Below are 20,179 nucleotides of genomic sequence, written 5' to 3' on the forward strand. Positions count from 1 at the left end.
GCGGCGAAATTCGACGCCCCCGCGGGCAGCAGACAAAGAGAGAGCGACATGGCCATTCAACGCACCTTCAGCATCATCAAGCCCGACGCGACCCGCCGCAACCTGACCGGCGCGATCAACGCCAAGCTGGAGGCCGCCGGCCTGCGCATCATCGCGCAAAAGCGGATCCACCTGACCGAAGCCCAGGCCGGTGTCTTCTATGAGGTGCACAAGGAGCGCCCGTTCTATGGCGAGCTGTGCGAGTTCATGGCGTCCGAGCCGATCGTCGTTCAGGTGCTGGAAGGCGAAGACGCCATCGCCAAGAACCGCGAAGTGATGGGCGCGACCAACCCCGCCGATGCCGCCGACGGCACGATCCGCAAGGAATTCGCCCTGTCGATCGGCGAGAACTCGGTTCACGGCTCTGACGGCGAAGACACGGCCGCGGTCGAGATCGCGTATTTCTTCTCGGGCCTCGAACTGGTCGGCTGAACGCCGGGCCCGTTCACGCCCGCCTGATTTGGCCGTCCCGTATCGGGGCGGCCTTTTTCATGGCGTCAGATACTGGCCCAGTCGGTGATCTTGTAGCGCTTGTCGTTTGGCTTCTGCTTCGAGGCCGGAGCCTCGGTCTTGGCATCGCCCTTGTCTTTCTTGGGCGTCTCTTCCTTGGGCTTCGAAAACACGTAGGACGTCATCGGACGGATCCTTTTACTAGCAACTTTACAGCTGCCTGATTGCCTCTAATTGGGGTCGGCACCTCGTTCGTCGGGTGCCGTATCCACGATCGCGCCACGCAAATATGGCGAAAACGTGGCATTTCCCTATCACAGATGGGGCGCGCACACGGTCTGGCAGGTAATGTCACGTATTCGTCGCATATTGTTGTTGAACTGTTACACGATTCCATTATTCACGAATTATGGAATTGAATGACGCCTCTCTGATTCTCACCACGCTCGGCCATCCCGGGCGGCTGTCGGTGTTTCGCCTGCTGGCGCGCCGGGCGCCCGAAGGTGTGCGCCCGTCGGAGATGGCCGGGGCGCTGGGGCTCAAGCCCAACACGCTGTCGGTTTATCTCGGCACGCTGGAGCGGGCGGGGCTGGTGACGTCTCAGCGGCGGGGCAAATCGGTTTACTACAACGTTCACCTGTCTCGCATGGGCGGGCTGGTGGATTTCCTGGTGGCGGATTGCTGTCGCGGCCGCCCCGACCTTTGCGCGCCAAGAACGGCGGCAACATTGCACGGAGAGTCTTTTATGGAAGACAAGACTTACAACGTTCTGTTCATCTGCACCGGAAATTCCGCCCGTTCGATCTTTGCCGAAGCGCTGCTGACAAGCGAGGGCGGGGGCAAGTTCAATGCCTACTCCGCCGGAACCAAACCCTATTCCGCGCTGAACCCCTTTGCGGTGGAACTGCTGCGGCGCAATGGCCATGACGTGACGGGCCTGCGGGCCAAGAATGTCGACGAGTTTCAGCGCGACGGCGCGCCGGTGATGGATTTCGTCTTCACCGTCTGCGATTCCGCCGCGAACGAGGAATGCCCGCCCTGGCCGGGCCAGCCGATCACCGCCCATTGGGGCCTGCCCGACCCGGTGAAGGTCGAGGGAACGGAGGCCGAGAAATCGCTGGCCTTCGCAACGACTTATGCGCAGATGCTGCACCGGATACAGGCCTTTGTCGCGCTGTCCTTCGCCCAGCTTGACCGTCTGTCGCTGCAGGCGCGTCTGGATGATATCGGTCGCATGGATGACGCAGAACACGCGTAAACAGGCGCGGAAGAACATCAAAAACAAGAAAGAGGACCGAGATGGTAAATGTGGCGATCAACGGCATGGGGCGTATGGGCAAACTGGTGCTGCGCGCCTTTTTCGATCAGGGGCTGCCGGGCAACATCGTGCTGCTGAACGATCTGGCGGGCGCGCCCGAGCAGCACGCGCTGCTGATGGAGTTCGATACCGTCCATGGCCGCTGGCCCGCCGATATTTCCCATGACGACGACAGCCTGACGATCAACGGTACCCGCATGCGGATGACCCGCGAAAAACGGATCGAGGATCTGCCGCTGGCGGAACTGGGCGTCGATATCGTGGTCGATTGCACCGGCGTGTTCAAGACCGCCGAAAAGGTCGCGCCCTATTACGCGGCGGGGGTGAAGAAGGTCATCGTGTCGGCCCCGGTCAAGGACGGTGGCGCGCTGAACCTCGTCTACGGCGTGAACAGTGATCTCTATGATCCTGACAAACATGATCTTGTCACCGCGGCCTCCTGCACCACCAACTGCCTGGCCCCGGTGGTGAAGGTGATCCACGAGGAACTGGGGATCGAACACGGGTCGATCACCACGATCCACGACGTGACCAATACCCAGACCATCGTCGACCGCCCGGCAAAGGACATGCGCCGCGCCCGTTCGGCACTGAATTCGCTGATCCCCACCAGCACCGGTTCGGCCACCGCGATCACGCTGATCTATCCCGAACTGGCCGGGCGGCTGAACGGCCACGCCGTGCGCGTACCTTTGCTGAACGCCTCGCTCACCGATTGCGTGTTCGAGGTAAAGCGCGCGACCAGCGCCGAAGAGGTCAACGCGCTGTTCAAACGCTATGCCGAGGGGCCGCTGAAGGGGATTCTGGGTTATGAGGAACGGCCGCTTGTATCCTGCGACTATCTGAACGATCCGCGCTCGTCGATCGTCGATGCGATGTCGACCATGGTGATCAACGGCACCCAGGTGAAGATATACGCCTGGTACGACAATGAATGGGGCTATTGCTGCCGTCTGGCCGACGTGACCCGCATGATCGCGGAGCGGATGTGATGCAGCTGGCGGCGAAGAAACCCGACGGGATGGCCGCCTATATGGCCGTCACGGCGGCCTACTGGGCCTTCATGCTGTCCGACGGCGCGCTGCGGATGCTGGTGCTGCTGCATTTCCATACGCTGGGGTTCTCGCCGATCCAGCTTGCCTACCTGTTCCTGCTGTATGAATTCATGGGCATGGTCACCAACCTGTCGGCGGGATGGATCGCAGCCCGCTTCGGCCTGACCTCGACGCTCTATGCCGGGCTGGCGCTGCAGATCGTGGCGCTGGTGGCGCTGGCGCAGCTCGATCCGGGCTGGGCGGTGGCCACATCGGTGATCTTCGTGATGGCGGTGCAGGGGCTGTCCGGTGTGGCCAAGGATCTGGCCAAGATGAGCTCCAAATCGGCGGTAAAGGTCCTGGCGCCCGAAGGCGACGGGGCGCTGTTCCGCTGGGTGGCGGTGCTGACCGGATCGAAGAACGCCGTCAAGGGGCTGGGCTTTCTGCTGGGCGCGGCACTGCTGGGGCTGCTGGGCTTCACTGCATCGGTCTACGCGATGGCGGGCGTGCTGGCGGTGATCCTGCTGGCGGTGGCGCTGTTCATGCCGTCGGGCCTGCCGCGCGGCAAGAAAGGCGCGAAATTCCGCGAGGTATTCTCGAAAGATCCCAACATCAACCGGCTGTCGGCGGCGCGCATGTTCCTGTTCGGCGCGCGTGACGTGTGGTTCGTGGTCGGTATCCCGATCTATTTCTATTCGGTGCTGTCGGACGGCTCCGAGGCCGGCAACCGCGCGGCCTTCTTTCAGATCGGCACGTTCATGGCGCTGTGGATCATCGGCTATGGCGCGGTGCAGGCCTGGGCGCCGAAGCTGCTGGGCGCCAGGGACAAACCGCTGGGGGCGATCACGCGGCTGGCAACGCTGTGGGTCAGCGCGCTGACGCTGATCCCCTTCGCGCTGGCCGGGGCGGCGCTGCTTGCCGGCGGGCCGCAGGGCTGGCTGACGGCGACACTGGTGGCGGGGCTGTTGCTCTTCGGCTTCGTCTTCGCGGTCAATTCCTCGGTCCATTCCTATCTGATCCTGGCTTTCACGCAGGCAGAGCGGGTGACGATGGACGTGGGATTCTACTACATGTCCAACGCCGCCGGGCGGCTTCTGGGCACGCTGCTGTCAGGGCTCAGCTACCAGATGGGCGGGTTGCCGCTGTGCCTGGCCACTGCCGGGGTGATGGCAGGGTTCAGCTTTCTGATCATCCGGCGGCTCAGACCATAGCCTGCCCCTTTCTTCTCGGCGCAAATACTCCCGCCGGAGGCACGGAAAAATCTTCCCGAAGATTTTTCACCCGAAGAAAATTCGGGAATGTTCTTCCGCCCGGTTCAGCCCCAGGTCCAGAGCGCGGGCACGAAGCGATAGGCATCGCCCATCCGCATCACGTGACCCACGCCGGGGAAGGGGAAGTGATAGCCCAGTACCGCGATCCCGTCGGTCGCGGCCATGTCCAGCAGCCGCAGTCGCGTGGCCGAGGCCATCGGCCCGTCCTGATCGAACCCGGCGAACCAGTCGGGACGCTCCATGCTGATATAGGCATGGGTCATCGCATCCCCCAGCGCCAGCAACTGCTTGCCGTCGCTTTCGACCATGACGCTCATGTGATTGAGCGTATGACCGGGGGTAGAGATCAGCCGCACGCCCGGCACCACTTCGTGCCCGTCCTGCGCCATGGTCCAGTCGAGCCCGTCGGCGGTCAGCGAATTCACCGCACCGACCACGAACTGCTGCATTTCCGCCGGCACGCTGCCGGCCAGCCCATCCTGCATCCACCAGTCATACTCCCCCGCGCCGATGACATATTCGGCGTCCGGCAAGATCGGCTCGTCGAAATCGTCGCGGATGCCCCATATGTGATCGGGATGGGCGTGGGTGATGACCACATGGGTGATCGCGCCATGATCGATCCCGGCTTCGGTCAGATTGTCCAGAAGACGCCCGGCGGTGGGCAGAAACCGGTCACCCGAACCGACATCGACAAGAACGGTGGCATCGCCGGTTTCGATCACCACGTGGTTGGTGTGCGAATAGTGCCCGGTGGTCGAAAGCCTGTGCGCCTCGAGAAAGGCCAGCACCTCGGCGGGGTCGGCGTTCACGCCCAGCCCGTCGATCGTCAGGCCCAGATGGCCGTCGGACACGACCGTGATCCGGGCCGCGCCCAGATCGAACCGGAAATGCGCCGGATTTCCGCGCCCGGCCGGGCCGGAGATCTGCGCCATCAGCGGCGCGGGCAGGGCAAGGGCGGGGGCGGCCGCGGCGGCTTTCAGCAACCCGCGGCGGGTGGTGGTCAGGCGTGTCATGTCATCCTCCCGAGATATTCAATGAATTGTATCTGAACCGGGGCAAACTTCAATCGCCTCGGCGCAGGTGACGTGCCCGGGTCCCGCTCCACGCCTGTCTCGAAGTTTCAGTATTCGGAAAGCTGAAGCTTGCGCATCTCATCCATCTCGGGCGTTTCGGTCCCGACGAGGCTTTCGGTCAACGTGTGAATCTTCGTTACGAGCGCCACCATTTGTGCTATTTCTTCCTGAGAGAAGGCCGGCCCGGAACGGGTAAGCCCCGCGATCGTGCGCGACGTCGCTGGGCCGATCCCAAGCGCGATGCCGTTGTGCAGGCCATGCTTGGCGGATTCCCCCAGCACATCTCTCGGGTCGTCCCCCTCAAGCTCGGACCACGCAACCATTCCGGTATTGAGAAGGCCCCATTTCACGACAGGGTCGTAGAGCATGAGCCCATTTTCGCTGTAGTAATCGATCCACTCTTGTGCATAGGTCTGAAAGAAGAGCGATGGTCTTGTGTAACGAATATGGATTGCGAGTGCGAAGCCAGTGTCGCAGAATTCTGCCAGCTTCTTCAGAAGCCCGGCCATTTCGTCGATCCGTTCCATCCTTGGTCTTACCTTCCTTCCCGCAATGGCTTGGGCAAGCGCTGTCACGCGTCTTGCGATCACAGTGTTCCCGGCCGTTTGAATATTAGAATGAACACAGCCATATTATCGAGTCCATGAGTTTATTGACGGATACAGCGGCCCGGATCTCCGCACTTGCGCCTGCGGGGTTCTATATCGGCCTGCGGGTGGGGTTTTCCTTTCCGGCCGAAGAGCTTAACCGCCTTCCCTCCGCCTGGGTGGATTACTATACGGCGAACGGTCTGGTGGTGCATGATCCGGTGATGAAATGGGTCTACATGAATCAGGGCGTCGCGCGCTGGAGCGATATCGGCGAGGATGATCCGATGGGCGTGCTGGAAAGCGCGGCCGGCCTGGGGCTGCATTTCGGGGCCGTGGCAAGTGCGGTATCGCCGGAGGGGCATGGCAAGCGGAGCTACGGCAATTTCCTGCGCGCCGACCGTGAATTCACCGATGACGAGCTGGCCCAACTGGCGGATATCGTCGTCGAGCTGCATCAGGACGGCGACCAGAAACTGGCCCTGACCGCGGCCGAGATCGAGGCGCTGCGCTTTCAGGCGCAGGGGCTGCGGCTCAAGCAGATCGCGGCCGAACTGAACATCTCGATGAGCGCGGTGAAGGCGCGTCTGGCCAATGCCAAACGCAAGCTGGGTGCGCGCACCCCGTCACAGGCGGCGTCGATTGCGCAGACACGTGGCCTGCTTTAGCGGCTCTTTGAGGAAAATGAAGCCTTTAGGGGTATTTCAAAACCGGTTTCTACAACTTTAAGATTAGATAATCACGACGTGGTGAAGCAAATTACTCCCGCAGAAAGGAGACTCACCATGCACAATATCACTTTTGATTTTTCGAACCTCCACAGCCACGGGGCCGCGTTTTACGACTATCTCGCGCTTCGCAAAAAGGTCTTTGTCGACGAGTTGAAATGGGACATTCCCCATAACGACTCGGTCGAGATGGATCAGTATGACACGCCGATCGCGCAGTATTCGCTTGTCATGTATCAGGGCAAGGTCGTCGGCGGGGCGCGGGCGATGGCAACCTCGTCAACCTGGGGGGATCATACCTATATGCTGCGCGATGCGCAGTCCGGCAAGCTGCCGAAGATCCCGGCCGAACTCATGACCGAGGATATCGCCAGCCCGGCGGTGTGGGAATGTACCAGGCTGGTGATTTCGAACGATCTGACCACCCAAAAGGAGCGTTCGGAATGCCTGTCGCTGATCGTTGACGGGTTGGTGGATCTGGCGGTGGAGAATGGTGCCTCGCGGCTGATTTGCCTGTCGTCGCTGGCCCTGATGCGGGCGTTGCGCCAGATCGGCTATGATGTGACCCGGCTTGGCAAGACCTATCGCAATGCTGATGACGGGCGCACCTATGCGGTGCTCGGCATGCCGGCCACCCATTCCTATCACCACCTGCACGCGATGCAGCAGGCTGTTCCGTTCCAGCTCAGCGCCTGATCGCGGACACCAAGCAGAGGGGGCCGGCCGATGCGCACTGTACCTTTGGGGGGCCGGCTCCCACTTCAATCATTCACAGAAGTTGCGGGCCGCCGCCATGCGGCGTCTCCCGTCAGCGCGGCGGCGCAGCCGGTCAGCGCGGCAGTGTCATCGTTGATCAGCGAGACCGCGAAATCGCCGATCTCGCCGGGGATCCGGCCTCTGGCGCGGAAGGTCTCGGCAAAGCCCAGATCGTTCAGATGCGGCGCCATGGCCCGTGCCACGCTGCCGCACAGAAAAATGCCGCCGGTGGGCAGCAGGGTGACGGCGAGATTGCGTGCGGCAACGCCAAGCAGCCGGGCGAAGATCTCGCCGGTGGCGCGGGCGGCCGGGTTTTCGCCCCGTGCCAGCAGCGCGGTGATCGCCTCGGGCGCGGCCTGTTGCGGCGGGCCTGCGTGCCGGCTGACCCAGCCGTAAAGGCGCGCAAGGCCACGGCCGGACAGCACATCCTCGACCTCGGCCAGCCGGGTGCCGCCGGTCACGAACCGGGCCAGCGCCAGGTCTTCTTGGGTTGCGAGGGGCAGGGCCGCGTGGCCCGCCTCGGCCGCCGTGACCCGGCAACCGGGCCCGTGGCCATGAACGGTGGCGATGTTGAACCCGGTGCCGATACCGATGACGAGCCGGGGGCCGCCGGGCTCGGCCCGGGCTTCGGAGATGCCGGTCAGGGCGGGTTCGGCCAAGTGATCCAGCGCATGCCCCTGCGCCTGCAGGTCATTGAGCAGGGCAACGGGGCCCGCCGGCCCGGCGACGGCGCGCAGCGCGGCAAGGTCAAGCGCCCAGTCCCGGTTGGTCAGCCGCGCCGCGCCGTTGCGCACCGGGCCCGCCACCGCGGCGCAGGCCCCTGACAGCGGCGGATGGCCGGCGGCACTCAGATAAGCGTGAAGCACGGCCTGCGGATCGGGGAAGTCATCGTTGCGGAACCGGCGCAGGCTGTCGGCCAGAACAGTGCCGCCCCGGGCCAGCGCGATGCGGGTGTTGGTGCCGCCGATATCGGCGACCAGCGCCGGGGCGCCGGATACGCGCCCGGCCGGCCCCGGCCGCGGCATCAGATCGAAAAGCTCGTTCCGCAGCCGCAGGCGCTGGTGGCGTTGGGGTTTTCGATCACGAAACGCGCGCCGATCAGCTCTTCGGAAAAGTCGATGGTCGCGTTGGTCAGGAACGGCAACGAGACCGTATCCACCACCACCTTCTGCCCGGCGCCTTCCAGCACCAGATCGTCGGCCGCGACGTCGTCCAGCTTTATCTCATACTGAAACCCCGAGCAGCCGCCGCCTTCGACGGCCACGCGCAGGGCCTTGCCCTGATCGCCCGCGCCGATCTCGGCCAGCCGGGCGAAGGCGCGCTCGGTCACCTTTGGGGGGAGGGTCAGTTCCATCGTGAATATCCCGTATCAAAACCGTGACATGTGCAATATATGAACGCGGAAGAGACGCGACAAGCAAAGGCTGAAAAATGCTGGCACGATATGCCTGCAGACCGGAAGAGACGCGCGGGCGGCTTTTCCGTGAAGAGGAAAGCACGTTCCGGTCCTGTTTTCAACGGGACCGCGACAGGATCATTCATTCGTCGGCCTTTCGGCGGCTCAAGCACAAGACGCAGGTGTTCATCGAGCATGAGGGCGATTACTTCCGCACGCGCCTGACCCATTCGATCGAGGTGGGGCAGGTGGCGCGCACGATCGCGGGGGTGCTGGGGCTGAACCTGGAGCTGACAGAGGCGGTGGCGCTGGCGCATGATCTGGGCCACACCCCGTTCGGGCATACCGGCGAGGATGCGCTGTCGGAGATGATGGCGCCTTATGGCGGGTTCGATCACAACGCGCAGGCGATCCGCATCGTCACGCGGCTGGAGCGGCACTATGCCGATTTCGACGGGCTGAACCTGACCTGGGAAACGCTGGAAGGCATCGCCAAGCACAACGGCCCCGTCACCGGCGAAGTGCCCTATGCGCTGGCCGAATACAACGCCCGCCACGATCTGGAGCTGCACACCCATGCCAGCGCCGAGGCGCAGGTCGCCGCGCTGGCCGATGATGTGGCCTATAACAACCACGATCTGCATGACGGGCTGCGGGCCGAGCTGTTTTCGACCGACGAGCTGGCCGAACTGCCGTTGCTGGATGGCTGTTTCGCCGAGGTGGACCGGACCTATCCCGGCCTGAACTACTATCGCCGCCGGCATGAGGCGCTGCGCCGGTTCTTCGGGATTCTGGTCGCCGATGTGATCGACGTGGCGCGGGCGCGGATCGCGGCGCTGGATCCGGCGACCGCGCAGGACATCCGCCTCGCCGGGCATTCGGTGGTGCAGTTTTCGCCCGATATCTGGGAACAGCTCAAGGTGATCCGCGAATTCCTGTTTCACCGCATGTACCGCGCGCCGTCGGTGTTGAAGATGCGCGCGAAGGTGACGGCGATGGTCAATGATCTGTTCCCGCTGTTTCTGACCAACCCCGAGCTGCTGCCCAAACAGTGGCGCAAGGATGTGGAGGCGGTGCGGAACGAGACGGAACTGGCCCGGATCGTGGCCGATTACATCGCCGGGATGACAGACCGGTTCGCGATGCAGGAACATGCCCGGCTGCTGGGCGATTAGGTGGCGGGGCTTGCCCCCGCTGCGTGCCTGACCCAAGCTGTCAGGGCAATGTAAGGAGAGAACGTCATGTCAGTGGCCGCAGAGGGTGCCATGGCGCCGGTTATGGCATTCGCGCTTGTGGGCGCGCTCGGGGTCGGGTCGCAATGGCTGGCGTGGCGGCTGCGGATGCCGGCGATCGTGCTGATGCTGGCGGCGGGGCTGATCGTCGGGCCGGTTCTGGGCCTGTTCGACCCGGCGCGCGATATCGGGCCGCTGATGGGGCCCATGATCTCCATCGCGGTGGCGATCATCCTGTTCGAGGGCGGGCTGACGCTGAACCTGCATTCGCTGCGCGACGCGGCCGAAGGGGTGCGGCGGCTGGTTGTCATCGGCGCGCCGCTGGGCTGGCTTCTGTCGGCGCTGGCGCTGCATTACGTGGCCGGGTTGGGCTGGGCGGCGGCGGCGGTGTTCGGCGGCATCATGATCGTCACCGGGCCCACGGTGATCGCGCCCCTGCTGCGGCAGGCCCGGCTGAAACGCCGCCCCGCGCAACTGCTGCAGTGGGAGGCGATCGTCAACGATCCGGTCGGCGCGCTGGCCGCGGTGCTGGCCTATGAGGTGGTGCTGGTGCTGCAGACCGCCACCACGGCCGGCCATGCGGTGCTGGAGCTTGTGGTCGGCATCGCCGTCGCCCTGGTGCTCGGGGCGCTTGGCGGCTGGGGCCTGTCATCGGCCTTTCGCCGGGCCTGGGTGCCGGAATACATGAAGGTGCCGGTGCTGTTCGCGCTGCTGCTCTGCGTCTTTGCCCTGTCCGACACGGTGCTGCATGAAAGCGGGCTGCTGGCGGTGACCATCATGGGGCTGTACATCGCCAACGCCGATCTGCCCAGCTATACCGAGCTGCGCCGGTTCAAGGAACATGCCACCGTTCTGCTGGTATCGGGCGTATTCATCCTGCTGGCCGCGTCGATGAATTTCGAAACCCTCTCGACGCTCGACTGGCGCGCGGGCGTGTTCGTGGTGGCGGTGATCCTCGCGGTGCGGCCGGCCACGGTGCTGGTGTCGCTGGCCGCCACCAAGGTGCCCTGGCGCGAGCGTCTGCTGGTCGCTTTCACCGGGCCGCGCGGTGTGGTGCTGGTGGCGGTGGCGGGGCTGTTCGGCGAACGGCTGGCCGCGCTGGGGCTGGAGGATGGCGCGCGGATCGGCCCGCTGGCCTTCGCGCTGGTGGTGGCCACGGTGGTGCTGCACGGGTTCACCCTGACCCCGATCGCGCGGGCGCTGGGCCTGGCGGGGGGCGAGGTGCCGGGCGTGCTGCTGGTGGGCGGGTCGAGCTGGGCCACCGGATTTGCCGGGGCGCTGAAAAAGGCCGAGGTGCCGGTGTTGATCGTCGATGCCAACCGCGCGCGCCTGCGCAGCGCGCGTGATGCCGGCCTGCCCACGTTTTTCGGCGACATCCTGTCGGAGGCCGCCGAGCGCGGGCTGGAGATCATGAGTTTCGGCAAGATCGTCGCCGCCACCGACAACGATGCCTATAACACGCTGGTCGCCACCGATCTCGCGCCGGAATTCGGGCGGGAACACGTGCATCAGCTCAAATCCGCCAAGCAGGAGAGCACGCGCCATGCGCTGCCCGCCACGCTGGGCGGGCAGCCGATCGGCGGCGGGCACAGCTATCTAGAGGTGAACAGCCTGATGGCGCAGGGGTGGGAGTTTCGGGTGACCCGCCTGACCGAGGAATTCACCCTGGAGCATTGGCGCGAAAAGAACCCCGAGGCGGTGCTTCTGGCGCGGCTGACCCCGGCGCGCGACCTCAGGCTGCTGGCCGAAGGGGCCGAGTTTCGGGCGCCGCCCGAAACCAAGCTCATCGCCATGGTGCCGCCCGCACGCGACGAGGCGGCCACGCCCGACCATTGACGCCCGCCGCCCCCGTGGTAAACCGCCGGGCAACGACAGGATGGCCCAAAGATGAACCTTTTCACTGAACTCCGCGCGCTGGTGATCGACAGCCTGAATGCAATGGTCGCCGAGGGCGCGCTGCCCGGTGGCCTCGACTTTGCCAATGTGGCGGTCGAACCGCCCCGCGATGCCGCCCATGGCGACATGGCGACCAATGCCGCGATGGTGCTGGCGAAGCCGGCGAAGATGAAGCCGCGCGACATCGCCGAGGCGCTGGCCGCCCGGCTGGCCGCGGATGCGCGCATCACCACCGCCGAGGTGGCCGGGCCGGGCTTCTTGAACCTGCGGCTGGCGGCGCCGGTCTGGCAGGGCGTCGTCGGCGCGGCCCTGGCCGAAGGCGTGGCCTTTGGCCGGTCGGTCATGGGGCAGGGGCAGAAGGTCAATGTAGAGTTCGTGTCGGCCAACCCGACGGGGCCGCTGCATGTTGGCCACACCCGCGGGGCGGTGTTCGGCGATGCGCTGTCGAGCCTGCTGGCCTATGCCGGCTATGACGTGACGCGTGAATATTACATCAACGACGGCGGTGCGCAGGTCGATGTGCTCGCCCGCTCGGTCTATCTGCGTTATCTCGAGGCGCATGGCGAGGCGGTGGAATTTCCCGACGGCACATATCCCGGCGATTATCTGATCGAGGTGGGCGAGGCGCTGGCCCGCACCTATGGCGACCGCTATGTCGGCCAGAGCGAGGATGCCTGGCTGGACGAGTTCCGCAATGTCGCCACCGACGCGATGATGGATCTGATCCGCGACGATCTGAAGGCGCTCGGCATCGAGATGGATGTGTTCTTTTCGGAAAAATCGCTCTACGGTACCGGCCAGATCGAGGCCGCGCTGCAAGATCTGCAATCCAAGGGGCTGATTTACGAGGGTGTGCTTGAACCGCCCAAGGGCAAGATGCCCGAAGATTGGGAGCCGCGCGAACAGACCCTGTTCCGTTCGACGATGCATGGCGATGACGTGGACCGCCCGGTCAAGAAATCCGATGGCGCCTGGACCTATTTCGCCCCTGATATCGCCTATCACTATGACAAGATCACCCGTGGTTTCGACGCGCTGATCGACGTGTTCGGCGCCGACCACGGCGGCTATGTCAAGCGGATGAAGGCGGCGGTTTCGGCGCTGTCGAACGGCAAGGTGCCGCTCGACATCAAGCTGACCCAGCTTGTGCGCCTGTTCCGCAACGGCGAGCCGTTCAAGATGTCCAAACGCGCCGGCAATTTCGTGACCCTGCGCGATGTGGTCGATCAGGTGGGCAGCGATGTCACCCGCTTTGTCATGCTGACGCGCAAGAACGACGCGCCGCTGGATTTCGATTTCGCCAGGGTGCTGGAACAGTCCAAGGACAATCCGGTGTTCTATGTGCAATATGCCCATGCGCGTGTGCGCTCGGTGCTGCGCAAGGCCGCCGAGGCCGGGATCGACACCGGCGAGGCCGCGCTGGCCGGTGCCGACCTGTCGAAGCTGGATCACCCCGCAGAGCTGGACGTGGCCCGCAAGCTGGCCGAATGGCCGCGCCTTGTCGAGATCGCGGCGCGTACCCATGAGCCGCACCGGGTGGCGTTTTACCTCTATGAACTGGCGTCGGAGTTCCACGGGTTGTGGAACCGTGGCAACGAGCTGCCGGAACTGCGCTTTCTGCAAGAGGGCGACGTGGCGACCAGCCAGGCGAAAATCGCGCTGGCGCAGGCCGTCGCCGTTGTTATTTCCGCCGGTCTTGGTATTCTCGGCGTGACCCCGGTGGAGGAAATGCGCTGAGCAACAGGCGCAACCCACCGGAACGCTGGCAGGCAAGACGATCCGGGCGGCTGGGCATCCAGGCCGCCTGAGGGCAGTGAGGCGGCAATGGCAGATTTCGAGTATGATGATCTAGATGAACAGGCTCCGCCCGAACCCAGGCGGGCGGTTCAGGCCGTCATCAACTGGGCCGGCGCGCTGACATCGGTTGTACTGGTGGTCGGGCTGGCGATCTGGGGCTATCGGTTGACGGTGCGCGATGTGTCGGGCGTGCCGGTCGTGCGCGCGCTGGAAGGGCCGTTGCGCGTGGCGCCCGAAGATCCCGGCGGGCGTCAGGCCCGGCATCAGGGGCTGGCGGTAAACGATGTGGCGGCCGAAGGCGGCGCCACGCCGCCCGCCGACCGGCTTGTGCTGGCGCCGCGCCCGGTTGATCTGACCGACGAAGATGCACCCCGGGCCGAACTGGCCCGCCCCGAACCGACCGTGGCAGCGCCCGCCCCCCCCTCAGGCACCGTCGCCGCGCCTGATCCGGTTGCCTCTGCGCGGGCCATCGCCGAACTGCTTGCCGAAGCGAACGCCCCCGCCGTGCCCGAGCCCGGCGCCGATCTGGCCGAGATAATCGCGCCCGGCGATGCCGAGGGTGATGAAGATCCGTCAGAGCCTGTTTCCGCCAGCGCCGCCCGTTCGCCGCGCCCGGCCATGCGCCCCCGGATCGATCTTGCCGCGCGTGCCGCTGTGGCCGCCGCGGCTTCGGCCTTCACATCAGACGAGCCCGAGGAGATCGCCGCCAGCGCCGTTCCGCCGGGCGCGCATCTGGTTCAGCTCGGCGCCTATGACAGCCCCGAGGTGGCGCGCGCCGAATGGCAACGCCTGTCGTCGCGTTTCGCCAGCTTCATGGAGGGCAAGCAGCGCCTTGTTCAATCCGCCGTCAGTGGCGGGCGCACCTTCTACCGGCTGCGGGCGGTGGGCTTTACCGATATTTCAGACGCGCGGCGCTTTTGCGCGGCGCTGACCGCCGAAAAGGCCGATTGCATCCCCGTGGTGGCGCGGTGAGCGCGGCCGGGGCAGGGGCGTTCTTCTTCGGCTGCGCGGGCCCGGTGCTCGGCCGGGGCGAGGCCGCGTTCTTTGCCGATGCCAACCCGTTCGGCTTTATCCTGTTCGCGCGCAATGTCGAAACCCCCGACCAGATCCGCCGCCTGACCGCCGATCTGCGCGCCGCCGTGGGGCGCGATGCGCCGATCCTGATCGACCAGGAAGGGGGGCGGGTCCAGCGTCTTGGCCCGCCGTTCTGGCGCCAATGGCAGCCGCCGCTGGATCAGGTGCGCGCCGCCGGGCCCGACCGCGCCGCCGAGGTGATGCGCCTGCGCTACCGGATCATCGCGGCAGAGCTGCGTGATCTGGGGATCGACGTGAACTGCGCCCCCACCGCCGATGTGGCACGCCCGCAGACCCATCCCGTGCTGCACAACCGCTGCTATGGCACCGACCCCGAAACCGTCGCCGTGATCGCGCGTGCGGTGTCGGACGGGCTGTTGGCGGGTGGCGTGTTGCCGGTGCTCAAGCACATCCCCGGCCATGGCGCCGCCACCGCCGACAGCCACCTTGAGCTTCCGCATGTTGACCTGCCGCAAGACACGCTGCAAGCCATTGATTTCGAACCTTTCCATGCGCTTTCCGATCTGCCCTTCGCGATGACGGCGCATGTGGTCTACGAGGCGATAGATGCCAGCGCGCCGGCCACCACCTCGCCGGGGATGATCGGCCTGATCCGGGACCGGATCGGGTTTTCCGGCTTCCTGATGTCCGACGATATCTCGATGCACGCCCTGTCCGGCGCCATGGATGCCCGTTGTAAGGCCGCGCTCGCCGCCGGCTGCGATGCGATCCTGCATTGCAACGGCGATATGACCGAGATGCAGCGCGTCGCGGCCTCTTGCGGAACGCTCACCGCCGCCGCCGCCGCGCGCGCCGATGCGGCGCTTGCGCTGCGGCAGGCGGCGCCCTGCGACCCCGCGGCACTGAGCGCGCAATGGGATGCGCTGATGGCGGAGGGCGCGCGTGGCTGAGGATGCGTTCGAAGCCATGGATGTGGCCGACCGTCTGGCCGCCGAGGCGCTGATCGTCGATGTGGACGGGTTCGAGGGCCCGCTCGACCTGTTGCTGACCCTGTCGCGCACCCAGAAGGTCGATCTGCGCAAGATCTCCGTTCTGCAGCTGGCGCGGCAATATCTGCATTTCGTCGAACAGGCCAAGGCGCTGCGGCTGGAACTGGCGGCGGATTATCTGGTGATGGCGGCGTGGCTGGCCTTTCTGAAATCGCGGCTGCTGCTGCCGCCGGATCCGGCCGATGAAGGCCCCTCGGGCGAAGAGCTGGCCGCCCATCTGGCGTTTCAGCTTGAACGGCTTCAGGGGATGCGCGATGCCGCCGCCCGGCTGATGGCGCGCGATCAGAAAGGGCGCGATTTCTTCGTGCGTGGTATTCCCGAAGACATCTCGCGTATTCGGCACGTGACCTACACCGCGACATTGCTGGACCTGATGCAGGCCTATGCCCGCATCCGCACCCGTGACGAGTTTCGCCCCTTCGTGCTCGACCGCGACTCGGTCTTCACCATGGAAGAGGCGCTGGAGCGGATGCGCGGGCTGATCGGCTATGCGGGTGACTGGACCATGCTGATCAGCTATCTTCCCGAGGGTTGGGAACACGATCCGGTCAAGCGCCGCTCGGCCACGGCCGCCACCTTCGCGGCGTCGCTGGAGCTGGCCAAGCGCGGCGCGATCGAGATACGGCAAGACGCGGTTTTCACGCCGATCCAGATCCGTAAGAAGGCAGTGTAGATGGCTGATAAAAAGGAACAAAGCCTTTTCGAAGCGCCGCCCGAGGGCGAGCAGGAGCGGATGGTCGAGGCCATTCTTTTCGCGTCTGCCGAACCGATCAGCGTGGCCGATCTGAACGCCCGGATGCCGCATGGCTGCGATGCGGCGGCGGCGCTGGCGCTGCTGCGCAAACGCTATGAGGGGCGCGGCGTGCGCGTGGTGAAGGTGGGCGATGCGTGGGCCATCCGCACCGCACCCGATCTCGGCTTTCTGATGCAGAAGGAAACGGTCGAGACGCGCAAGCTCTCGCGCGCGGCGATCGAAACGCTGGCGATCATCGCCTATCACCAGCCCGTCACCCGCGCCGAGATCGAGGAAATCCGGGGCGTTTCAGTGTCGCGCGGCACGGTGGATCAATTGCTGGAGCTGGAATGGATCCGCTTTGGCCGCCGCCGGATGACACCGGGCCGGCCGGTGACTTATGTCGTCACCCAGAGCTTTCTTGACCATTTCGGGCTGGAAAGCGCGCGCGACCTGCCGGGCCTGAAAGAGCTGCGCGCCGCCGGCCTGCTGGAAAACCGCCCGCCACCGGGGGCCTTGCCAGAGCCGGGGGAAGAGGGCGAAGATGCGGACGCGGGGCAAAGCGATATGTTTGAGGACGAATCCTGAGGAGACGATCCGATGAATGCCAATCAGATGATGAACATGGTGATGCGCCTGTTCTTGCGGAAATTCATGAACAAGGGTGTGAATGCCGGTATTGATCTGGCCGCGCGCCGGGGCAAACCGGCGGCAGAGCTGAGCCCGCAAGACCGCCAGCGCGCGCGCCAGGCCAGGCAGACGGCGAAACGCGCCCGGCAGGCGGCAAAGATCACGCGCAAGATCGGGCGGTTCTGAGCATTTTTGCGCCCGTGCCTTCGCGGCTTCGGGCCATTCGCCGAAATTGTCGAAGCGGCATTTGAATCATTCTTGAAAGCAGCCCGCGCCGGGATTAATTTGATACCGAGGCCGATGCGCGGCCGCGTCAAAGCCGGTTCGGCGCGCATCGTTCTCTTGTCCAGAAAAAATTATCGCCCTGACGGGTTCGTCAGGCAACCCTGATTTTCCTGAGCAACGTTCCGGTTGGCATCTGGCCGTCGGGGGGCCTGCCGGAAAAATACATGTTTCCAGGATGCCGGCGGTACGATTCAACCATCACGCCATGACGGCTGCACTTTCGAAAGGAAAGCCAATGTCAAAAGGTAACCATCAGCGCGGCAACAAAGAGCACAAGAAACCCAAGCAGGAGAAGCCGAAGGTTTCCGCGATTGCCGATTCGAAAACGGGCGCCACGCCTATCACCGTCGGGGGCAAAAAGATCAAATGACCCCGTGGTCCGGTGGTCCGGCTTTGTGCCCCACCGGGCCGTTTCAGGCGGCCCTGAAGTGTTTCGACAGTTTCAGCCCCTGGCCCTGATAATTCGACGCGATCCCGGCGCCATAAAGCTGCACCGGCCGCTCGGCCATCCGTTCGTACACGAGCCGCCCCACGATCTGCCCGTGCTCCAGCACGAAGGGCGCTTCGTGGCAGCGCACCTCCAGCACTCCGCGCGCGCCCGCGCCGCCCGCTTCGGCATGGCCGAAGCCGGGATCGAAAAACCCCGCGTAATGCACCCGGAATTCACCCACCATCGCCAGATAGGGGGCCATTTCGGCGGCATAGTCGGGCGGGATATGCACCGCCTCGCGGCTGACCAGAATATAGAACGCGCCCGGGTCCAGGATGATGCGGCCTTCGGTGGTGCGGATCGGCTCCCAGAATTCGGCGGGATCGTAATGTCCGATCAGGTCGAGGTCGATCACCCCGGTATGCGGCTTGGCGCGATAGCCGACCAGATCACCCTCGGCCGGTTCCAGGTCGACCGAAAACCCCAACCCTTCGGAAATCACCGCCGGCCCGCCGGAGACAAGCCCGGTTTGGGCATGCAGCGCCTGCAGCTCTGCGTCGCTCAGCACCGCCTGCCCACGGCGGAACCTGATCTGGTTCAGCCGCATGCCCGGCCGCACCAGAACCGAGAAGGAGCGGGGGCAGATCTCGGCATAGAGCGGGCCGTGGTAGCCCTGCGGGATACGGTCGAATTCTTCGCCGCCATCGGTGATCGCACGGGTCAGCAGATCCAGCCGGCCGGTCGAGCTTTTGGCATTGGCGACCGCCTGAATATCGTCGGACAGATCCAGCCGTTCCATCAGCGGCACGACATAGACGCAGCCTTTTTCCAGAACCGCCCCATTGCTCAGATCGATCCGGTGCATCTCGAACTCGGCCAGCCGCTCGGCGACGCTGCGACCGGCGCCGGCCAGGAAAGAGGCGCGCACGCGGTAGGCCACGCGGCCCAGCCGCAGGTCGAGTGATGCGGGCTGCACCTGTTCGGGCAGGATCGCGGGATCGGCCGAAAGCGCGCCCGAGGCGATCATTTCAGTGATGGATTGCGCGGGAAGAACCCCGGTGCCGCTCATGCGCGTTCCCCTGACAAATCAAACCGCCCGGCACCGGTTCCGGCGCGGGCGGTTGTGATGTTGGTCGGGCTAGCAGGACTCGAACCTGCGACCTTCCGTCCCCCAGACGGACGCGCTACCAGGCTGCGCCATAGCCCGACGTGACGCGTTTCATAGCATGTCTGCGCGTGGGGGCAAGACGCAAAACGGCGAATTCCGATGGCTTTACTCACCGTCCGCCATACGCGTGCTGAGGGCGCCGAGCCGGGCCACCGCAGCCTTGACCGCAGCGCCGTGATCCGACCTCAGCCGGCGCAGGGCGGCGGCGTCTCGCAGCACGGATGTGAGGGGCAGGGTGGCCGAGGGGGTGATGGCCTCGTCGGCGGGGTCACCCTGCGGCAGATCCGTGCCAAGCGGCGCGGGCGGAGTCTCGTCTTCCGCCGCGGCCGGTGTCTTGTCGTCGGTCTCGGCCGGCGCGTCGGGCGCTGGGGCCGGCTCATCGTTCACGGGGAAGGGAAGCTCGGGCGCGTTGTCAGAGGTTTCGGCCTCTTTGGCGCGGCGCGCTTTGCGGGCGGCGCGGCCGGGGTTGACCCCGGGCGTTTCGGCGGCGTCGGGCGTGGCGTCCTCTGCCAGCGGCTCGCGGGGCGTTTCTTGCCGGGACAGCGGGATGATCATGGCGTTGGTCCGTTCCGGTTCGGTAACGTCGATCATCGGCGCTTCGGGCACGGCGGCGCTGGCCTCTATCACGTCATCATCCAGCGCCTGCGATAATGCGGCGACATGTTTAACGCCCTGTTCGCGCAGTATTTTCTGAACGCCCCGGATCGTCAGCCCATCTTCGTGCAGCAGCTTCTTGATGCCCCCCAGAAGCAGCATGTCGGAGGGCCGGTAATACCGCCGCCCGCCCGCCCGCTTGACGGGCTTCACCTGAGTGAACCGGCTTTCCCAGAAGCGCAGGACATGGGCAGGCGTATCGAGCCAGAGCGACACCTCGCTTATCGTGCGGAAGGCGTCGCGAGACTTTTCCATCACCGGGCTCCTAGCCCCGGTTTCCGGCGGCAACGCGATCTTTCATCAGATGCGAGGGGCGGAAGGTCAGAACCCGGCGGGGGTGAATCGGAACCTCTTCGCCCGTCTTGGGGTTGCGGCCGACGCGGGCGGCCTTTTCGCGTACGCTGAACGTGCCGAAAGACGAGATCTTGACCGACTCACCGGCAACCAGCGCGTCCGACATGTGCTGAAGCACGCTTTCCACAAGATTCGCCGATTCGTTGCGCGACAATCCGACCTCGCGAAATACGGCTTCGCTCAAATCCATCCGCGTCAATGTCTTGCCGGTCATTATGTGCCCCTTTTCTGTCCCGTACAAAGGATAGGGAGAAAAAATTT

General features: G+C 65.0%; 23 protein-coding genes and 1 tRNA gene. 15 read left to right on the forward strand and 9 right to left on the reverse strand.

Annotated elements, in window-relative coordinates; all coding sequences use genetic code 11:
• Nucleotides 1-48 precede the first annotated feature (48 nt).
• On the forward strand, nt 49-471 hold the full coding sequence (gene ndk, locus GGR17_RS08640) for a nucleoside-diphosphate kinase (protein WP_054538667.1): 423 nt from the start codon (nt 49-51) through the stop codon (nt 469-471).
• A gap of 65 nt (nt 472-536) precedes the next feature.
• Here the strand turns inward: ndk and GGR17_RS08645 are convergent, their stop codons facing one another.
• Nucleotides 537-674: a hypothetical protein gene (locus GGR17_RS08645; protein ID WP_157445546.1), complete on the reverse strand. Its 138-nt coding sequence runs from the start codon at nt 672-674 to the stop codon at nt 537-539.
• Between the two features lie 224 nt (nt 675-898).
• On the opposite strand from GGR17_RS08645, the gene GGR17_RS08650 reads away from it, so the two are divergent.
• Genes GGR17_RS08650 through arsJ form a run of 3 tightly spaced genes read left to right on the forward strand, consistent with a single transcriptional unit; the run spans nt 899 to nt 4,052 of the window.
• Complete coding sequence (locus GGR17_RS08650; RefSeq protein ID WP_054538668.1) at nt 899-1,747, forward strand: arsenate reductase/protein-tyrosine-phosphatase family protein; 849 nt, start codon at nt 899-901, stop codon at nt 1,745-1,747.
• A 41-nt stretch (nt 1,748-1,788) separates the two neighbouring features.
• Nucleotides 1,789-2,799, forward strand: a complete 1,011-nt coding sequence (locus GGR17_RS08655; protein ID WP_054538669.1) for an ArsJ-associated glyceraldehyde-3-phosphate dehydrogenase — start codon at nt 1,789-1,791, stop codon at nt 2,797-2,799.
• Complete coding sequence (arsJ, locus tag GGR17_RS08660; RefSeq protein ID WP_054538670.1) at nt 2,799-4,052, forward strand: organoarsenical effux MFS transporter ArsJ; 1,254 nt, start codon at nt 2,799-2,801, stop codon at nt 4,050-4,052. The genes GGR17_RS08655 and arsJ overlap by 1 nt, the downstream gene beginning before the upstream one ends.
• A 104-nt stretch (nt 4,053-4,156) precedes the next feature.
• On the opposite strand, the gene GGR17_RS08665 is transcribed toward arsJ, so the two are convergent.
• Nucleotides 4,157-5,128: an MBL fold metallo-hydrolase gene (locus GGR17_RS08665; RefSeq protein WP_037205579.1), complete on the reverse strand. Its 972-nt coding sequence runs from the start codon at nt 5,126-5,128 to the stop codon at nt 4,157-4,159.
• Between the two features lie 107 nt (nt 5,129-5,235).
• Entirely contained in the window at nt 5,236-5,715 is a 480-nt protein-coding gene (locus tag GGR17_RS08670) for an autoinducer binding domain-containing protein (RefSeq protein ID WP_052071265.1), read from the reverse strand.
• Nucleotides 5,716-5,831: 116 nt separating this feature from the next.
• On the opposite strand from GGR17_RS08670, the gene GGR17_RS08675 reads away from it, so the two are divergent.
• Together GGR17_RS08675 and GGR17_RS08680 are read left to right on the forward strand one after the other, a co-directional pair.
• Nucleotides 5,832-6,443 (forward strand): helix-turn-helix transcriptional regulator, encoded by a 612-nt coding sequence (locus tag GGR17_RS08675; protein ID WP_052071266.1) that lies wholly within the window; start codon nt 5,832-5,834, stop codon nt 6,441-6,443.
• A gap of 117 nt (nt 6,444-6,560) precedes the next feature.
• A complete protein-coding gene (locus GGR17_RS08680) occupies nt 6,561-7,199 on the forward strand; it encodes an acyl-homoserine-lactone synthase (RefSeq protein WP_054538671.1) in 639 nt (212 codons plus the stop codon).
• A gap of 65 nt (nt 7,200-7,264) precedes the next feature.
• On the opposite strand, the gene GGR17_RS08685 is transcribed toward GGR17_RS08680, so the two are convergent.
• Nucleotides 7,265-8,284, reverse strand: a complete 1,020-nt coding sequence (locus GGR17_RS08685; protein WP_054538672.1) for a glucokinase — start codon at nt 8,282-8,284, stop codon at nt 7,265-7,267.
• On the reverse strand, nt 8,284-8,607 hold the full coding sequence (locus tag GGR17_RS08690) for a HesB/IscA family protein (protein ID WP_037205731.1): 324 nt from the start codon (nt 8,605-8,607) through the stop codon (nt 8,284-8,286). Before GGR17_RS08690 ends, GGR17_RS08685 begins: the two co-directional genes overlap by 1 nt.
• An 83-nt stretch (nt 8,608-8,690) precedes the next feature.
• On the opposite strand from GGR17_RS08690, the gene GGR17_RS08695 reads away from it, so the two are divergent.
• From GGR17_RS08695 to GGR17_RS20480, 9 genes are all read left to right on the forward strand, one after another.
• Nucleotides 8,691-9,830: a deoxyguanosinetriphosphate triphosphohydrolase gene (locus GGR17_RS08695; protein ID WP_054538673.1), complete on the forward strand. Its 1,140-nt coding sequence runs from the start codon at nt 8,691-8,693 to the stop codon at nt 9,828-9,830.
• A 66-nt stretch (nt 9,831-9,896) separates the two neighbouring features.
• Nucleotides 9,897-11,723, forward strand: coding sequence for a cation:proton antiporter (locus tag GGR17_RS08700; protein WP_054538674.1), 1,827 nt, complete (start codon nt 9,897-9,899; stop codon nt 11,721-11,723).
• Between the two features lie 51 nt (nt 11,724-11,774).
• Entirely contained in the window at nt 11,775-13,520 is a 1,746-nt protein-coding gene (argS, locus tag GGR17_RS08705; RefSeq protein ID WP_054538675.1) for an arginine--tRNA ligase, read from the forward strand.
• 87 nt (nt 13,521-13,607) lie between these two features.
• Nucleotides 13,608-14,552, forward strand: a complete 945-nt coding sequence (locus GGR17_RS08710; protein ID WP_054538676.1) for an SPOR domain-containing protein — start codon at nt 13,608-13,610, stop codon at nt 14,550-14,552.
• Nucleotides 14,549-15,565, forward strand: a complete 1,017-nt coding sequence (gene nagZ / locus GGR17_RS08715; RefSeq protein WP_054538677.1) for a beta-N-acetylhexosaminidase — start codon at nt 14,549-14,551, stop codon at nt 15,563-15,565. The genes GGR17_RS08710 and nagZ overlap by 4 nt, the downstream gene beginning before the upstream one ends.
• Nucleotides 15,558-16,337 (forward strand): segregation and condensation protein A, encoded by a 780-nt coding sequence (locus GGR17_RS08720; RefSeq protein ID WP_369817380.1) that lies wholly within the window; start codon nt 15,558-15,560, stop codon nt 16,335-16,337. The genes nagZ and GGR17_RS08720 overlap by 8 nt, the downstream gene beginning before the upstream one ends.
• Nucleotides 16,338-16,985: an SMC-Scp complex subunit ScpB gene (gene scpB, locus GGR17_RS08725; protein ID WP_054538678.1), complete on the forward strand. Its 648-nt coding sequence runs from the start codon at nt 16,338-16,340 to the stop codon at nt 16,983-16,985. It begins immediately after the preceding gene.
• 12 nt (nt 16,986-16,997) lie between these two features.
• A complete protein-coding gene (locus GGR17_RS08730; protein WP_054538679.1) occupies nt 16,998-17,213 on the forward strand; it encodes a hypothetical protein in 216 nt (71 codons plus the stop codon).
• A 334-nt stretch (nt 17,214-17,547) separates the two neighbouring features.
• Nucleotides 17,548-17,682, forward strand: coding sequence for a hypothetical protein (locus GGR17_RS20480; protein WP_255353412.1), 135 nt, complete (start codon nt 17,548-17,550; stop codon nt 17,680-17,682).
• Between the two features lie 43 nt (nt 17,683-17,725).
• Here the strand turns inward: GGR17_RS20480 and GGR17_RS08735 are convergent, their stop codons facing one another.
• The 4 genes from GGR17_RS08735 to ihfA form a co-directional block, all read right to left on the reverse strand.
• Nucleotides 17,726-18,811, reverse strand: a complete 1,086-nt coding sequence (locus GGR17_RS08735) for a 2'-deoxycytidine 5'-triphosphate deaminase (protein ID WP_054538680.1) — start codon at nt 18,809-18,811, stop codon at nt 17,726-17,728.
• A 61-nt stretch (nt 18,812-18,872) separates the two neighbouring features.
• Nucleotides 18,873-18,949, reverse strand: a tRNA-Pro gene (locus GGR17_RS08740).
• A 66-nt stretch (nt 18,950-19,015) separates the two neighbouring features.
• The gene (locus GGR17_RS20355; protein WP_235974466.1) at nt 19,016-19,819 is read right to left on the reverse strand and encodes a MerR family transcriptional regulator; all 804 of its coding nucleotides are present in this window, start codon (nt 19,817-19,819) and stop codon (nt 19,016-19,018) included.
• A 10-nt stretch (nt 19,820-19,829) separates the two neighbouring features.
• A complete protein-coding gene (gene ihfA / locus GGR17_RS08750) occupies nt 19,830-20,132 on the reverse strand; it encodes an integration host factor subunit alpha (protein ID WP_037205600.1) in 303 nt (100 codons plus the stop codon).
• Nucleotides 20,133-20,179 lie beyond the last annotated feature (47 nt).

The sequence above is a fragment of the Actibacterium naphthalenivorans genome (assembly GCF_014196965.1).
Taxonomy (GTDB): Bacteria; Pseudomonadota; Alphaproteobacteria; order Rhodobacterales; family Rhodobacteraceae; genus Actibacterium_A; species Actibacterium_A naphthalenivorans.